This window comes from Dermacoccus sp. MPR-E5, assembly GCF_058809565.1.
In genome coordinates, this window is the sequence record NZ_JBXASS010000020.1 from 1 (window position 1) to 13477 (window position 13477).

The window sequence follows — 13477 nt, forward strand, 5'->3', positions numbered from 1 at the left end:
CCGGCGGCGGGGGCCTCTTCCTCTTCCTTCTTCTCGACGACGAGGGTGTCGGTCGTGAGCACCATCGAGGCGATGGAGGCGGCGTTGGTGAGCGCGGAGCGGGTCACCTTGACGGGGTCGATGATGCCGGCGTCGACGAGGTCGATGTACTCGCCGGTCGCGGCGTCGAGGCCCTGGCCGACGGGCAGTTCGCGCACCTTGGAGACGGCGACGTAGCCCTCGAGGCCAGCGTTCTCGGCGATCCAGCGCAGCGGCTCCGCGATGGCCTTGCCGACGAGCGTGGCACCCGTCGCCTCGTCACCCTCGAGCGAGAGGGAGTCGAGAGCAGACGACGCGTGGATGACGGCCGAACCACCACCCGCGACGATGCCCTCTTCGATGGCCGCACGCGTGGCCGCGATGGCGTCCTCGATGCGGTGCTTCTTCTCCTTCATCTCGACCTCGGTGTGCGCACCGACGGCGATGACGCAGACGCCGCCGGCGAGCTTGGCGAGGCGCTCCTGGAGCTTCTCGCGGTCCCAGTCGGAGTCGGTGCGCTCGATCTCGGACTTGAGCTCCTTGACGCGGCCCGCGACGTCATCAGCGGCGCCGGCGCCGTCGATGATCGTCGTGTTGTCCTTCGTCACCTGGATGCGGCGTGCCTGGCCGAGCGAGTCGAGGTCGGCGTTCTCGAGCTTGAGCCCGACCTCCTCGGCGATGACCTGGCCACCGGTGAGGATCGCGATGTCCTGCAGCATCGCCTTGCGGCGGTCGCCGAAGCCGGGGGCCTTGACGGCGACGACGTTGAACGTGCCGCGGATCTTGTTGACGACGAGGGTGGAGAGGGCCTCGCCCTCGATGTCCTCGGCGATGATGAGCAGCGGCTTGCCGGACTGCACGACCTTCTCGAGGACGGGCAGCAGGTCGGCGATGGCCGAGATCTTGCCCTGGTTGATGAGGATGTAGGCGTCCTCGAGGACGGCCTCCATGCGCTCGGGGTCGGTGACGAAGTACGGCGAGAGGTAGCCCTTGTCGAACTGCATGCCCTCGGTGTACTCGAGCTTCGTCTCGGCGGTCGAGGACTCCTCGACGGTGATGACGCCGTCCTTGCCGACCTTCGCGAACGCCTCACCGATGAGGCCACCGATCGTCGCGTCCTGAGCGGACAGCGAGGCGACCTTGGCGTAGTCGTCCTGACCGTCGACGGGGCGCGCGTTGGCGAGCAGCTGGTCGTTGATGGCCGTGACGGCCTTGTCGATGCCGCGCTTCAGGCCGGACGGAGCAGCGCCCGCAGCGACGTTGCGCAGGCCCTCCTTGACGAGCGCCTGGGCGAGAACCGTCGCGGTCGTCGTACCGTCACCGGCGACGTCGTTCGTCTTGGTGGCGACCTCCTTGGCGAGCTGCGCGCCGAGGTTCTCGTACGGGTCCTCGAGCTCGACCTCGCGGGCGATCGTCACACCGTCGTTCGTGATCGTGGGGGCGCCCCACGCCTTGTCGATGACGACGTTGCGGCCCTTGGGGCCGAGCGTCACCTTGACGGCGTTGGCGAGCGCGTCGACACCGCGCTCGAGGGACTTGCGGGCGTCGTCGTTGAATTCAAGCGTCTTGGCCATGGTTCAACCTTTCGTTCGAAGGCGCCGCGCGGCGCGTGACGCGCGCAGCGGAAGAGTGTGGGGTGCGAGTGAGAGGAAAGGACGAGCCCGGCCCGGCCGTCAGACCTGAGCCGGGCTCGTCGTCACCTGCTGGCTCGACGGATCGTCAGGAGACGACCGCGAGCACGTCGCGAGCGGAGAGGATGAGGTACTCGGTACCGGCGAACTTGACCTCGGTGCCGCCGTACTTCGAGTAGATGACCTTGTCGCCGACGGCGACGTCGACCGGAACGCGGTTGCCGTGGTCGTCGATGCGACCGGGGCCGACGGCGATGACCTCGCCCTCCTGCGGCTTCTCCTTGGCGGTGTCCGGGATGACGAGGCCGGAGGCCGTGGTCTGCTCGGCCTCGACGGCCTTGACGACGATGCGGTCTTCGAGCGGCTTGATGTTGACCGACACGGTAGGACCTTCCCTTTCGCAGACCGCCCGATCTTCTCGGGCGGGACGGATGCTTTCGTTCCCTGGCCACACCACCCACCGGTGGCGGTGTGGCATGCATGTGGGCCGACATCGCCTCGCCGTCGCGGGGGTCGAGGGATGAGCTCACTGGCACTACCCAGGGGTGAGTGCTGGAACCGAATCTAGTAACGCCGTTGGCACTCGGTCAAGCCGAGTGCCAACTCGTTTCCGATGTTCGCCCACAGCGCATCGGGGGCTGCTCCGAGGGCCCCCGATGACACAATGGCGGCCATGGATGCGAGCGTCGTGCACGAGTTGTTCACCGACGACGGACGCGCGCTGCTCGCCTCGCTCCCGCCCTACGAGGAGAAGAACGTCGTCATGCTGACGACGCGGCTGCGCGCCGCAGGGCACTCCCCCGAACTCGTCGCCGCTGCGCTCACCCAGTCCCGGCTGCGGGCCAGGGCCGTCGACAAGTTCGGTGATGCGGCGGCGTCGATGTTCTTCACCCCCGACGGCCTCGAACAGGCCACGCGCGCACCCATCGCCCGTCTGCACGCGCAGCGGTTCCTCGACGCCGGGGCGAGCCTCGTCATCGACGGTGGCTGCGGAATCGGTTCCGACGCCGTCGGATTCGCACAGGCCGGGCTCGACGTCATCGGCGTCGAAGCGGATCCGGAAACCGCGGCTCTGGCCGCCCAGAACCTTGCGTCGTTTCCCGGCAGTCGCGTCGTCACGGGGCGGGTCGAGGATGTCGCGGCTTCGCTCGACCAAGCCGGGGCCGCCTGGTGGTTCGACCCGGCACGCCGCACGCCCGGCGTCGCCGACATCCGCGGGCGCACGAAGCGCACGTTCTCCCTCGCGGCGCTGACGCCGACCTGGGAGCTGATCCAGCACGTCGCGGCTGCCGCCCCCGCGGCAGGCGCCAAGCTCTCGCCGAGCCTGGCCCATCACGACGTGCCGAGCGGTTGCGAGGTCGAGTTCGTCTCCTACGCCGGCGACGTCGTGGAGGCGAGCGTGTGGTGGGGCGCCGCCGTCCGTGACGTCGGCAGAACTGCGACGATCATGCGTCCCCGACCGGGCGGCTCGAGGTCGTCCGGCGATCGCGTCCCGCCCGACGTCCTGCACGTCATCGAGGCCGACTTCGACGGCATCGACGCCGCGCCCGCAAGCCGCGCGTCACTCGGACCGTACTTCTACGAGGCCGACAAGGCGTTGACGCGCAGCGGCCTCGTCGGGGCGCTGCTCGACGCCACGGGCGGCCACGAGTTCACGCCCGGACACGGCTACGTCGCGGCCGATGCGCTCGTCGACATCGGGCTGCTGGGGCGCGCCTACCGCGTGCTCGACTCCGTGCCGCTGCACGAGAAGACGCTGCGCGCCTACCTGCGCGAACGCGCCGTCGGACGCCTCACGATCAAGAAACGCGACGTGGACGTCGACGCCGACGCGCTGCGCCGCTCGCTCAAGCTCAAGGGCTCGAACGCCCTGACGGTCGTGCTCGTGACGCTCGACGGCGAGCGCCTGGCACTCGTCGTCGAACCGCTGTGACGCTCGCCGCCCCGCTTCCCTGACGCCCCGCCCCATGACGCATCCGTGAGATCGAGCGATGTGGGCGAATTCGAGCCCCCCCAGCGCTCGGACTCTCCCGTATCGCTCGATCTCGAGGATGGGGCGTGCGAACCGTGACCTGACCGAGATCCACGCCCCAGCTCGGACGCACTCGAGCCGTCGATACTGACGAACATGCAAACGTCCGAGGCGGGCGCCCTCTCCGAAGACTCGACGCCTGTGCCACCTGCTCCTGCCGAAACCACAGGCCGACGACCGTCCGCGCCCGGGCGCAGCGGCACGGCTACCTGGCTGATGAGCATCGCTCTCATCCTCTGGGCAGTGTGGGCCGTCAGCATCCTCGCCTCGCCGATGCGTTCCGGCAGTGTGGCCGACGCGGCCAGCGCCCTGCAGCGGCACGACGACGTGCACTGGCTCGTCGTGCAGCGCCCCTCCGACGACGGCCCGAGCGGTCACTTCACGCCGGGCCTCGCCGACCCCCTCTCCCAGGAATGGCAGGATTCGCGCTTCACGACTCCGCGCGAGAACGGTGGCGACGGCGCGGGCACGCTCTCGTCGACGCAGGAGCAGCAGATCGCCTGGAGCGACAGCTCGGGGCTGCACGTGACGCGCGACTTCAGCGTCACCGGCTGGCGCACCGCCGGGGACGGCTGGCCCGACCCCGCGTCCAGTCCGTCGGCCGCCCTCTACCGATCGCTCGCGACCCAGGCTGCGTCGACGCGCGTCACGACGGTCCGCGCGCTCACGCCGCTGGGCACGATCAGCTACGCCGACGGCTCGGGCACCGTCGAGACCTACGGGGTCGTCATGCTGCTCAGCGCGCTGATCGCGCTGGGATCGCTGTACGCCCGCCAGCCCCGTTTCGGCACCCGTTGGAGCTGGTTCTGGATCTTCAGCTGCCCCATGGGCGTCGGCCTCGTGTGGTACCTGATGCGCGAGGGGTGGTTCGGCCGTTCCACGGCCCCTGCGCCCGATCAGCGACGTTCAGGCTTCGCCGGCTTCGCTGCGTTCGTCGGCATCAGCTGGGTGCTAGGTTCGCTCGTGCATGCTTGGCTGTTTCGCTGACGCCGTGTCAGCGAGCTCGAGCGAAATGGGCGAATGCGAGCGCCACAGCGCTCGAACTCACCCATTTCGCTCGATCCCTCAGTGGGGCGCACGCACGGGGCATGACGGTCCGCCGGAAGGCGGCACGCTCATCGACAGGCTGAAGAGCCCACCCCGTCCTTGCCGACGGCGACGGGCAGCGTCCCGCCGGCCTTGGCCTTGCCGGTCAGGACGTCCGCGAGCGCCGCGAACGTCGGCTGCGTCGAACCGTAGGCCGCGAGTCCGACGGTGTCGGAGCCGCGCAGAGCGAGCGGGTAGGGCGTGTCGAGGGCGATCTGCACGCCGCTGTTTCCGGCCTTGATCGCTCCTGACGTGCCGGGCGACGTCGCCTCCGCTCCCCCGCCGGCGGACGATTCGCCGGCGTTGTACACGCCCCCTTCGAGCAGGTTCACCCGCGTGCCCTGCAGTCCGACGTCGACGCCGCGGGCCTTCAGCTCCTTCGTCAGCGTCGCTCGATGTTCCGCCGTCCCCCCTTCGACCCGCACACGGCTCCCGACGAGGTCACGCCCGCAGCGCCCGCCGAGCTGGGTGATCGACGCCTTCGCGAGACGGCGCGCGTCGTCGTCATGGGAACCGCGCACCGACGCGTCGGGCGCACTGACGTGCTGGTGCCGCGTCGTCGCGACGATGCGCGCTGCGGATTCGATGAGCCGCTGGCGCGTCAGTTCTCCTGAGGCGACGGCCTTCTCGATCGCGCTCACCGACGCACTCGCGTCGGCGGGCATGAGCACGACATCGGCTCCGGCCTCGAGCGCCGACACCGCTGCAGCGCCGCCGCGATCGAACTTCTTGACGATCGCGCCCATGTTCATGCCGTCGGTGACGATGAGCCCCTTGAACCCGAGCTTGTCGCGCAACTGGCCCGTGAGCACCTTCGGCGAGAGTGTGCTCGGCACGATGGGGTCGACGTCCTTGACGACGATGTGCGCCGTCATGATGGCCGGCACGCCGGCCTTGCTCGCCGAGGCGAACGGCACCCAGTCGCGCTTCATGAGCTGCTCGACCGACTGAGCCTGGACGGCGTAGTCGACATGCGTGTCCGTCGTCACCGAGCCGTGGCCCGGAAAGTGTTTGATGACGGGCACGATGCCGGCCTGCTGGTAACCGGCGACCTGCGCGTTGACAGCTCGCGCGACGCGCTGCGGGTCGCTGCTCGGCGAGCGCACGCCGATCGTCGGGTCGCTCGGGCCGACAGTGACGTCCGCGTCGGGCGCGAAGTTCATCGTCACGCCGAGCGAACGCAGCTCCCGGCCTTCGTCCTTGGCGAGCTGCGTCGCGAGCGCCGCATCGTCGGCGGCGCCGTAGGCCATCGCACCCGGCAGCGGGGTGACGCCGGAGGTGATGCGGGTGACCGGACCGCCCTCCTGATCGATGCCGATGACGGCCGGCCACGAGCGTCCGCTCTCCTTGACGGCGCCCTGCACCGCTTTCGTGACGGCCGGCAAGCCCGCTGACTCGGCCGTGGGGTTGCTCGGAACGTTGTCGCCCATGATGATGACCCCGCCGAGGCCATTGCGACGCACTGCATCGGCGGCCGCCTGCGGGCTCGTGCCCTGGTAGTACCCGACGATGACCTGCCCGGCGAGCTGCTTCGTCGTCAGCTTCGAGACGTCACCCGTAGCGGCGTCGAGCTCTGCCTGTGTCGGCAGGCCCGTGTCGGCCTGGGCGCGATTTCCGTCAGCCGGCGCCGATGCGCCGGCCGAACCGGACGCCTTCGACGATGCCGACGATCCGGACGATGACGCGGGCTTGCCGTCGTCCGACGAACTGCACGAGGCGAGCGTCATCGACAACGTTGCGGCGGCGACGACCGTCAGGCGGACGCGGCGTCGGCGGGGCGCGAGTCGGGCCTGGTCGGCGGCGAAGGCGACGCCCGCGGGGGCGACGTCAGGCGTGCCGGTAACAGGGGTGGTTGCGGGGGTGCGCGGGGTCATCCCATCACCTGTCCGATCGGCATGGAGGAGTCGGCGGGCACGGCGAGCGTCGACGGTGCGATGCCCTTCGCGACGAGGTGCGCGCCGAGCGTCGCGACCATCGCGCCGTTGTCGGTGCACAGGCTCAGTTTCGGCACGCGGATCGAGATGCCCGCCGACGTGCAACGCTGCTCGAGCACCGTGCGCAGCCGCGAGTTGGCCGAGACGCCGCCGCCGACCATGAGGTTGTCGCACTTGTAGTCGCGGCAAGCCATGACGGCCTTCTTCGTGATGACGTCGACGACGGCCTCCTGGAAGGACGCGGCGACGTCGGCAACCGGAACCTCTTCCCCGGCAGTCTGTTTCGTCGCGACCCAGCGGGTGACGGACGTCTTGAGGCCGCTGAACGAGAAGTCGTACCGGTGCTTCTCGAGGTCCTTCTTCGTCGACAACCCACGCGGGAACGGGATGGCCTTCGGGTCGCCGTCCTTGGCCGCCTCGTCGATCGCCGGGCCGCCCGGGTAGGGCAGGCCGAGTACGCGCGCCACCTTGTCGAACGCCTCGCCGCACGCGTCGTCGATCGTGTTGCCGAGGCTGCGCACGTCCGTCGCGATGTCGGGCACGTAGAGCAGGTTCGTGTGGCCGCCGGAGACGAGCAGCCCCATCGTCGGTTCCGGCAGCGGGCCGTGCTCGAGCATGTCGACGGCGACGTGCGCCGCGAGGTGGTTGACGCCGTAGAGCGGCTTGTCGAGGGCGATCGACAGGGCCTTCGCTGCCGCGACACCGACCATGAGCGCACCGGCGAGACCTGGGCCGACGGTGACGGCGATCGCGTCGACGTCGGTGAGCTTGACGCCCGCCGTGTCGCAGGCGCGACGCAGCGACGGGATCAGCGCCTCGAGGTGCGCGCGGCTCGCGATCTCGGGCACGACGCCACCGAAGCGGGCGTGCAGATCCATCGAACTCGCGACCTCGTTGGCGAGCAGCGTCGTGCCACGCACGAGGCCGATGCCTGTCTCGTCGCACGAACTCTCGATGCCGAGGACGAGGGGTTCGCGGGTGGCGGTGAGGCTCATCGGGTCTCCTTCAGGAGCTTGCGCATGATGACGGCGTCGACGTCACCGGGTTGGTAGTAGCGGCGGCGCACGGTGAGGCGATCGAACCCGGCGCGTTCGTAGAGACGCAGCGCAGGGTCGTTGTCGGCGCGCACCTCGAGCAGCAGGGCTTCGGCGCCCGCGTGCGTGGCGGCTGTGACGAGGTGATCGAGCAGCCGACGCCCCAGCCCTGTGCCGCGCGCCTCGGGGGTGACGGCGATCGTCATGACGTCGGCAGTGCTGCCGGCCACGTCGAGCCCGGCGTAGCCGAGGATGTGTTCTGGGTGACCATTCGCCGAGACGTGAGGTGCGCCGTCGTTTCGCGGCATCGACGGTGCGCTTGGCTCGCGGTCATCGGCGTCGTCCGGCGAGGCCTCTGGGGCGTGCGCCGTGCCGTCAGCCACGACGCGCTGCTGCGGCACAGCAGCGCCCACTGCGACGACGTACTGACGGCGCGGGCGTGCGGCGAACTCGTCCCACCACGTGCGTTCGCGCCACGCGTCGTGCTCGAAGAGCTGCGCATCGAGGGCCGCGAGGGTCTCGATGTCGCGCCAGGTGGCGGGGCGCAGGGCGACGTCAGCACTCGCCGTCGCCGCGGCAGGCTGCGCAGCGGGCTCTGGTGACGCGGTGTGGTCCACGGGGCTGACCACTGACGAATCGCTCGAAGGAATGGCCGACAAACCCTGCGGTGCAACGCTGTTCATCGACCGAGAACGCGCGCGATGGGTGCCGCAGCAGCGGGCACGGCGTCAGGGCGGCGCAGGTAGAGAGGTTCGGTGTCGAGCAGGCGCTCCCCCGCCATGACGCGCTGGTGCGCGACGATCGCGAGGTCGGCAGCGTCGACGTCGAGCAGCACCTCAGCCTCGCCTGCTCCCGTCAGGGCCGCGTCGCCGGACGTGTCGACAGCGCTGGCCGCGGCTGCCCGCGTCGCGTCATGGAGAACGTGGGCGTAGAGCCTCGCACCGCGACCGACGGCGGGAATGTCACCGAGCTGTTCGGCGACCGCGGCGGCCTTGTCGACGGCCGGGTCGCCCGGGACGATCGGCCCACCGTCGAGGTCGTAATGCGCCCAGTAGATCTCCTTGCGGCGCGCGTCCGTCGCGACGAGCAGCGGACCGCGCATCCCGAGCGTGTGCGCACGATGCGCGAGGGCGTCGAGGGAGCACACGCCACCGATGGGCAGGTCGAGGGCGTACGCGAACGTCATCGCCGTCATGATGCCGACGCGCAACCCGGTGAACGGCCCCGGCCCCACACCGACGGCGACGCGTGACAGGCCTGCGGGCGCCACGTCGGTTTCCGCGAACATCGCCTCGATCGCGGGTGCCAGGATCTCGGTGTGACGCCGCGCGTCGATCGTCGAGGTGCGGGCGACGACGTCACGCCCGTCGTGAAGGGCTGCCGTGACGGCGGAGGTGGACGTATCGATCGCGAGAAGCACCCGTCCAGCTTATCGGCGGGACGCAACTCGCCTGACGAAGCTGCCGGCCGGCTGGGCGCGGAGGGCTCACGTCGAGCAGCTCCGGGCGAGGTACCGGCCGACGCGGAACGCACACGTTGCCCGAGGCTGCGGCTGCGACTGCAGCACGGTCACGACCGCTGCACGAGAAATGTGCATCTGCAGGACGAATGTGCGTGACATTCCTCGTGCAGATGCACATTTCTCGTGCAGCGATGCAGGTGCTGGCTGCGATGCTCAGTCGGCGACGAGCCCCAGAGCCGCGACGAGGTCGATGTCCGCCCAGCGCGGCCCGGCCGTCTCGACGGTGACGGTGCGGTCGTCGAGCCCGGTCAACGTGAGGTGCATCCGGTCCTCGGACAGCCCCTCGGCCATCCCGGCGCCCCATTCGACGACGGTGACGGCGTCGTCGACGGACGTGTCGAGGTCGAGGTCGTCGAGTTCACCGAACCCGCCGAGTCGGTAGGCGTCGACGTGGACGAGGGCCGGCCCGTCACCCAGCGACGGGTGCTCACGCGCGATGACGAACGTCGGGCTCGTGACATCACCCCGCACGTTCAGTGCCGCACCGAGGCCGCGCGTCATCGTCGTCTTGCCTGCTCCGAGATCGCCCGTCATGACGACGACGTCCCCCGCGCGCAGCACACCCGCGAGCGCCGCACCGAACGCGGTCGTCGCGTCGGCGTCGGGCAGGTACTTGCTGCCGCGAATCACCAGGTCATTCACAGTCCGAGCTCCTTCGCCAGGCTTCCCGTATAGACGCGCGGCAGCCGCGTGCTCATGCGCGTGACGATCTCGTAGCTGATCGTGCCGGCGGCGTCAGCCCAGTCCTGGGCGCTCGGGCCCTGGGTGCCGTCGGACGCGCGTCCGAACAGCACGACCTCATCGCCGGCCGCGACGGCGGCGTCCCCGGCGTCGGTGACGATCTGGTCCATGCAGACGCGGCCGGCAATGGTGGTGCGCGCGCCCGCCACCAGGAGCGGGCCGACGTTCGACGCGGCGCGCGGCACGCCGTCTGCGTACCCGACGGGGATGTCGGCGAGCGTCGTCTCACGCGGCGTCGTGTACGTGTGGCCGTAACTCACGCCCTGCCCGGCCGGTACGCGCTTCGTCACCGTGACGTTCGCGGTGATCGACATCGCGGGGCGCAGCGTCAGCTCCTCGCTCGTCGCGAGGTCGGGTGCGGGCGAGAGCCCGTAGAGCGCGAGCCCGGGGCGGACGAGGTCGAAGCGCGCCTCTGGCAGGAAGAACGTCGCCGGCGAGTTCGACATGTGCCGCACCTCGAGTTCGAACCCGGCACTTTCACAGTCGGTTGCGGCGGAGGTGAACCGTTCGATCTGGGCGGTGTTCTCGGGGTGGCCGGGTTCGTCCGCGCGCACGAAGTGCGTCATCAATCCGACGACCTCGACGTCACCCGTTGCCTGAGCAGCCTTCGCAGCCTCGACGAGGCGCGGCCAGTCGTCCCCATAGGCGCCGTTGCGGGCGAGGCCCGTGTCGACCTTGAGGTGCACGCGCGCCCGACGCCCGACGCGGCGCGCCGCGGCAGCGATCCCGTCGAGTTCGCCGACGGACGGCGCCCCGAGATCGATGCGCGCCTCGATGGCATCGGCGAACGGTGAGCCGGGAGCGTGCAGCCACGACAGCACCGGAACATCGAGGTCGCCGGCGCCCTCGGCGGCCGCGCGACGAAGCGTCATCGCCTCAGCCAACTGCGCGACACCGAGCCACGTCGCGCCCCCGTTGACGGCGGCGCGGGCGCTCGGCACGAGACCGTGACCGTACGCGTCGCCCTTGACGACACCGAGAACGGAGGCGCCCTCGGCGCGACGCGTCATCTCGTTGGCGTTGTCGGCGATGGCATCGAGATCGACGACGACGCGCGCCGGCGCGTTGCCGAGCAGTGCTGGGGCGGCTGAGTGAGTCATGATGCGCCCATTTTCTCACCCACCCCGCCCGCACTCAGCACCCCGATCCCGCCCCAACGGCGATTCCCGTCCAAATCGGCGATTTTCGTCCACATTGAACAGACGTTGCCATGCCAGGTTCGAGGTGCGCCTGCAGCCGCCGTCACCACATGAATGTGGACAAGAATCGCCGATGGGGACGGGAATCGCGAAGGGGGACGCCGTTCGCCAATGGGCACAGGAATCGCGGATGTGGACGAAACTTGCAGAGGCGGACGCCGTTCGCAGGGCGGACGCGGTGGTGCACGGACGTCAGAGGCGGCCGGCGTGCAGGTCGTCGTCGAATCTCGTCTTGATCTCGACGAGCTCGGCGATGGCGCGTCCGACGTTCGAGGCGACGTCGAGCGCCCGCACCGGGCCGCCGGGGTTCGCCAGGTGCGCCGCCCGCCCGTGGATGTACGTCGCGACGCTGCATGCTGCCGACGCCTCGATCCCCGCTGCGAGCGCCACCCCGACGATGCCCGCGAGGACGTCGCCCGTCCCGGCCGTCGCGAGCCAGTTCGGCGAGCGGTTCTCGACGAAGACAGCCCGGTCGTACGCGATGCCATCGGCTGATCGTTGCGCCGGACGCGCGATGACGGTCGCGCCGCCCTTGAGCAGCACGACGTATCCCGTCCCGTCGGCCATGCGACGAGCCCACCGCACGGGGTCGGCTTCGACGGCCTCACGCGTCACGTCGTCACCGTCGTCGGTGATGCCGAGCAACGCCAGCGCTGACGCGAGTTCCCCCGCATGCGGCGTGATGACGGTGACGCTGCCCTCGGGCCGCTCGATCTCGTCGAGCCACGTCAGCGCGCCGGCGTCGATGACGACGGGAACGGCCTCGCCGAGCACCTCTATCGCGCTCTCGTAGCGTTCGGAGTTCTTCTCGCGCTCGCTCACGCCATCGATGCCGGAACCAACGACCCAGGCCTGCACCCGGCCCATGCCGTGGACGGCCTCGGGGACGGCGGCGAGCACGAGGTCGGACGGACGTGACGGCCCCACGTACCGCACCATGCCGGCGCCGGCCGTCGCGGCCGCCACCGTCCCGAGTACCGCCGCACCGGGAAACGCGTTGCTGCCCGTCGCCATGCCGACGACGCCGCGCGTGTACTTGTGGTCGTGCGGTCCAGGAATCGGCCAGCGCCCCGCATACTGCTGCACGCTCCATCGCAGCGCATCGGTGCTCAGACCGTCGAGCTCGGCGAGCCCGATGTCGACGACTCCCACCTCACCCGCCGCGCGTGGGTCGAGCAGCATCGACGTCTTGAGTGCTCCGAACGTCACCGTGCGGTCAGCCGTGATGCCAGGTGTCGGGCAGTCGACGGCGACGACGTGCGTCTCGCGCCCGATCGCCCGTACGGCAGATGCCCACGGCGCCGCGTCCGAGTCGTCCTCGCCATGCGAGCCGCTCGAGCCCCGCGAGGCGCGCGCGCCGATGCCCAGAATGCCGTCGACGACGAGGTCCGCGGCCGTGATGGTCTGCAGCGAGCGTGGCCCGTCGCAGTGTTCGCCACCGCACTCGCTGTGCGGCCCCTGCGGGTGCTCGATGACGTCGAGACCCGCGTCGCGCACCGCGGCGAGACCCTCCTCGTGCGCTCTGCCGGCGACGAGCACGACGTCGGCACGCACTCCGAAGTCGCGCGCGAGGTCACGGGCAGCGAACAGCGCGTCACCGCCGTTGTTCCCAGGCCCGACGAGCACGACGACGCGGTCAGCGCGCAGCCTGCGCACCTCATCGGCGACGACGCGCGCCACCGCAGCGGCAGCGCGCTGCATGAGCGTGCCGCTCGTCAGCAGCTCGCCGCTCGCCTTCTCCGCCTCACGAACCCACGTCACCGACGCCGTCCGCAGCAGGTCGTCACCGTCGAGCCGCCCGACGTACTCGATGTCGTTCTCCATCGTCATGCCTCCTCGCCCGACGGCCGACGCGAAGCCACCGTCGCCCCAGCTGCCGTGACCCGTAGTGCAACTCATCGTCATGCCTCCGCGATGACGACGGCCGACGCGATGCCACCGTCGTGAGTCAGCGAGAGGTGCAGAGCGTCGACACCGAGGTCGTCCATGCGGGAGGCGACCGTCCCGCCCGTGCGCAGGAACGGTTGCCCCTGCGCGTTGGTGTCGACCTCCGCGTCCTGCCAGCTCATCCCGGGCGGCGCGCCGAGCGCCTTGCTCAACGCCTCCTTCGCCGCGAACCGGGCCGCGAGCGAGCGCACGTGCAGATCACGCTCCAGCGGTGTGAACAAGCGCTCACGCATTCCGGGCGAGCTTTCCAGTGTCTCGGCGAACCGGTCGATCTCGACGACGTCGATGCCCACTCCCACGATCATGAGTTCAGTCAATCACTTGTCGCCTCGA

General features: G+C 70.2%; 12 protein-coding genes. 2 read left to right on the forward strand and 10 right to left on the reverse strand.

Annotated features, from left to right (window positions below):
• Together groL and groES are read right to left on the reverse strand one after the other, a co-directional pair.
• Positions 1-1592: chaperonin GroEL (gene groL / locus AC1RS9_RS12935; RefSeq protein WP_492921777.1), on the reverse strand; the 1592-nt coding region annotated here is incomplete at its 3' end.
• A gap of 145 nt (positions 1593-1737) precedes the next feature.
• The gene (gene groES / locus AC1RS9_RS12940; protein ID WP_006944132.1) at positions 1738-2031 is read right to left on the reverse strand and encodes a co-chaperone GroES; all 294 of its coding nucleotides are present in this window, start codon (positions 2029-2031) and stop codon (positions 1738-1740) included.
• A 291-nt stretch (positions 2032-2322) separates the two neighbouring features.
• Between groES and AC1RS9_RS12945 the strand changes: the two genes are divergently transcribed.
• Together AC1RS9_RS12945 and AC1RS9_RS12950 are read left to right on the forward strand one after the other, a co-directional pair.
• Positions 2323-3582: a class I SAM-dependent methyltransferase gene (locus AC1RS9_RS12945; protein ID WP_492921779.1), complete on the forward strand. Its 1260-nt coding sequence runs from the start codon at positions 2323-2325 to the stop codon at positions 3580-3582.
• Positions 3583-3897: 315 nt separating this feature from the next.
• The gene (locus AC1RS9_RS12950; protein WP_115297323.1) at positions 3898-4668 is read left to right on the forward strand and encodes a hypothetical protein; all 771 of its coding nucleotides are present in this window, start codon (positions 3898-3900) and stop codon (positions 4666-4668) included.
• Positions 4669-4796: 128 nt separating this feature from the next.
• On the opposite strand, the gene AC1RS9_RS12955 is transcribed toward AC1RS9_RS12950, so the two are convergent.
• The 8 genes from AC1RS9_RS12955 to AC1RS9_RS12990 all read right to left on the reverse strand — a co-directional run bounded on the left by AC1RS9_RS12955 (position 4797) and on the right by AC1RS9_RS12990 (position 13449).
• Positions 4797-6641 carry a glycoside hydrolase family 3 protein gene (locus AC1RS9_RS12955; RefSeq protein ID WP_115297324.1) on the reverse strand — a complete coding sequence of 615 codons (1845 nt, stop codon included), beginning with the start codon at positions 6639-6641 and terminating at the stop codon, positions 4797-4799.
• The gene (gene tsaD, locus AC1RS9_RS12960; protein ID WP_144708360.1) at positions 6638-7696 is read right to left on the reverse strand and encodes a tRNA (adenosine(37)-N6)-threonylcarbamoyltransferase complex transferase subunit TsaD; all 1059 of its coding nucleotides are present in this window, start codon (positions 7694-7696) and stop codon (positions 6638-6640) included. The genes AC1RS9_RS12955 and tsaD overlap by 4 nt, the downstream gene beginning before the upstream one ends.
• Positions 7693-8364: a ribosomal protein S18-alanine N-acetyltransferase gene (gene rimI / locus AC1RS9_RS12965; RefSeq protein ID WP_144694873.1), complete on the reverse strand. Its 672-nt coding sequence runs from the start codon at positions 8362-8364 to the stop codon at positions 7693-7695. Before rimI ends, tsaD begins: the two co-directional genes overlap by 4 nt.
• A gap of 50 nt (positions 8365-8414) precedes the next feature.
• Positions 8415-9155, reverse strand: coding sequence for a tRNA (adenosine(37)-N6)-threonylcarbamoyltransferase complex dimerization subunit type 1 TsaB (gene tsaB / locus AC1RS9_RS12970; RefSeq protein WP_492921782.1), 741 nt, complete (start codon positions 9153-9155; stop codon positions 8415-8417).
• 255 nt (positions 9156-9410) lie between these two features.
• Positions 9411-9899, reverse strand: a complete 489-nt coding sequence (tsaE, locus tag AC1RS9_RS12975; RefSeq protein WP_492921784.1) for a tRNA (adenosine(37)-N6)-threonylcarbamoyltransferase complex ATPase subunit type 1 TsaE — start codon at positions 9897-9899, stop codon at positions 9411-9413.
• Positions 9896-11098 carry an alanine racemase gene (alr, locus tag AC1RS9_RS12980; RefSeq protein WP_062257879.1) on the reverse strand — a complete coding sequence of 401 codons (1203 nt, stop codon included), beginning with the start codon at positions 11096-11098 and terminating at the stop codon, positions 9896-9898. Before alr ends, tsaE begins: the two co-directional genes overlap by 4 nt.
• 291 nt (positions 11099-11389) lie before the next feature.
• Positions 11390-13096: a bifunctional ADP-dependent NAD(P)H-hydrate dehydratase/NAD(P)H-hydrate epimerase gene (locus AC1RS9_RS12985; protein WP_492921786.1), complete on the reverse strand. Its 1707-nt coding sequence runs from the start codon at positions 13094-13096 to the stop codon at positions 11390-11392.
• Between the two features lie 2 nt (positions 13097-13098).
• Positions 13099-13449 (reverse strand): holo-ACP synthase, encoded by a 351-nt coding sequence (locus AC1RS9_RS12990; RefSeq protein ID WP_038569133.1) that lies wholly within the window; start codon positions 13447-13449, stop codon positions 13099-13101.
• Positions 13450-13477: the final 28 nt, after the last annotated feature.

Excerpts from the sequence above, each read along its gene's own strand:
- AC1RS9_RS12945 (WP_492921779.1), top strand. The coding sequence starts at position 2,323 with ATGGATGCGAGCGTCGTGCACGAGTTGTTCACCGACGACGGACGCGCG.
- AC1RS9_RS12950 (WP_115297323.1), top strand. The coding sequence starts at position 3,898 with ATGAGCATCGCTCTCATCCTCTGGGCAGTGTGGGCCGTCAGCATCCTC.
- AC1RS9_RS12955 (WP_115297324.1), bottom strand. The coding sequence starts at position 6,641 with ATGACCCCGCGCACCCCCGCAACCACCCCTGTTACCGGCACGCCTGAC.
- tsaD (WP_144708360.1), bottom strand. The coding sequence starts at position 7,696 with ATGAGCCTCACCGCCACCCGCGAACCCCTCGTCCTCGGCATCGAGAGT.
- alr (WP_062257879.1), bottom strand. The coding sequence starts at position 11,098 with ATGACTCACTCAGCCGCCCCAGCACTGCTCGGCAACGCGCCGGCGCGC.
- AC1RS9_RS12985 (WP_492921786.1), bottom strand. The coding sequence starts at position 13,096 with ATGAGTTGCACTACGGGTCACGGCAGCTGGGGCGACGGTGGCTTCGCG.
- AC1RS9_RS12990 (WP_038569133.1), bottom strand. The coding sequence starts at position 13,449 with ATGATCGTGGGAGTGGGCATCGACGTCGTCGAGATCGACCGGTTCGCC.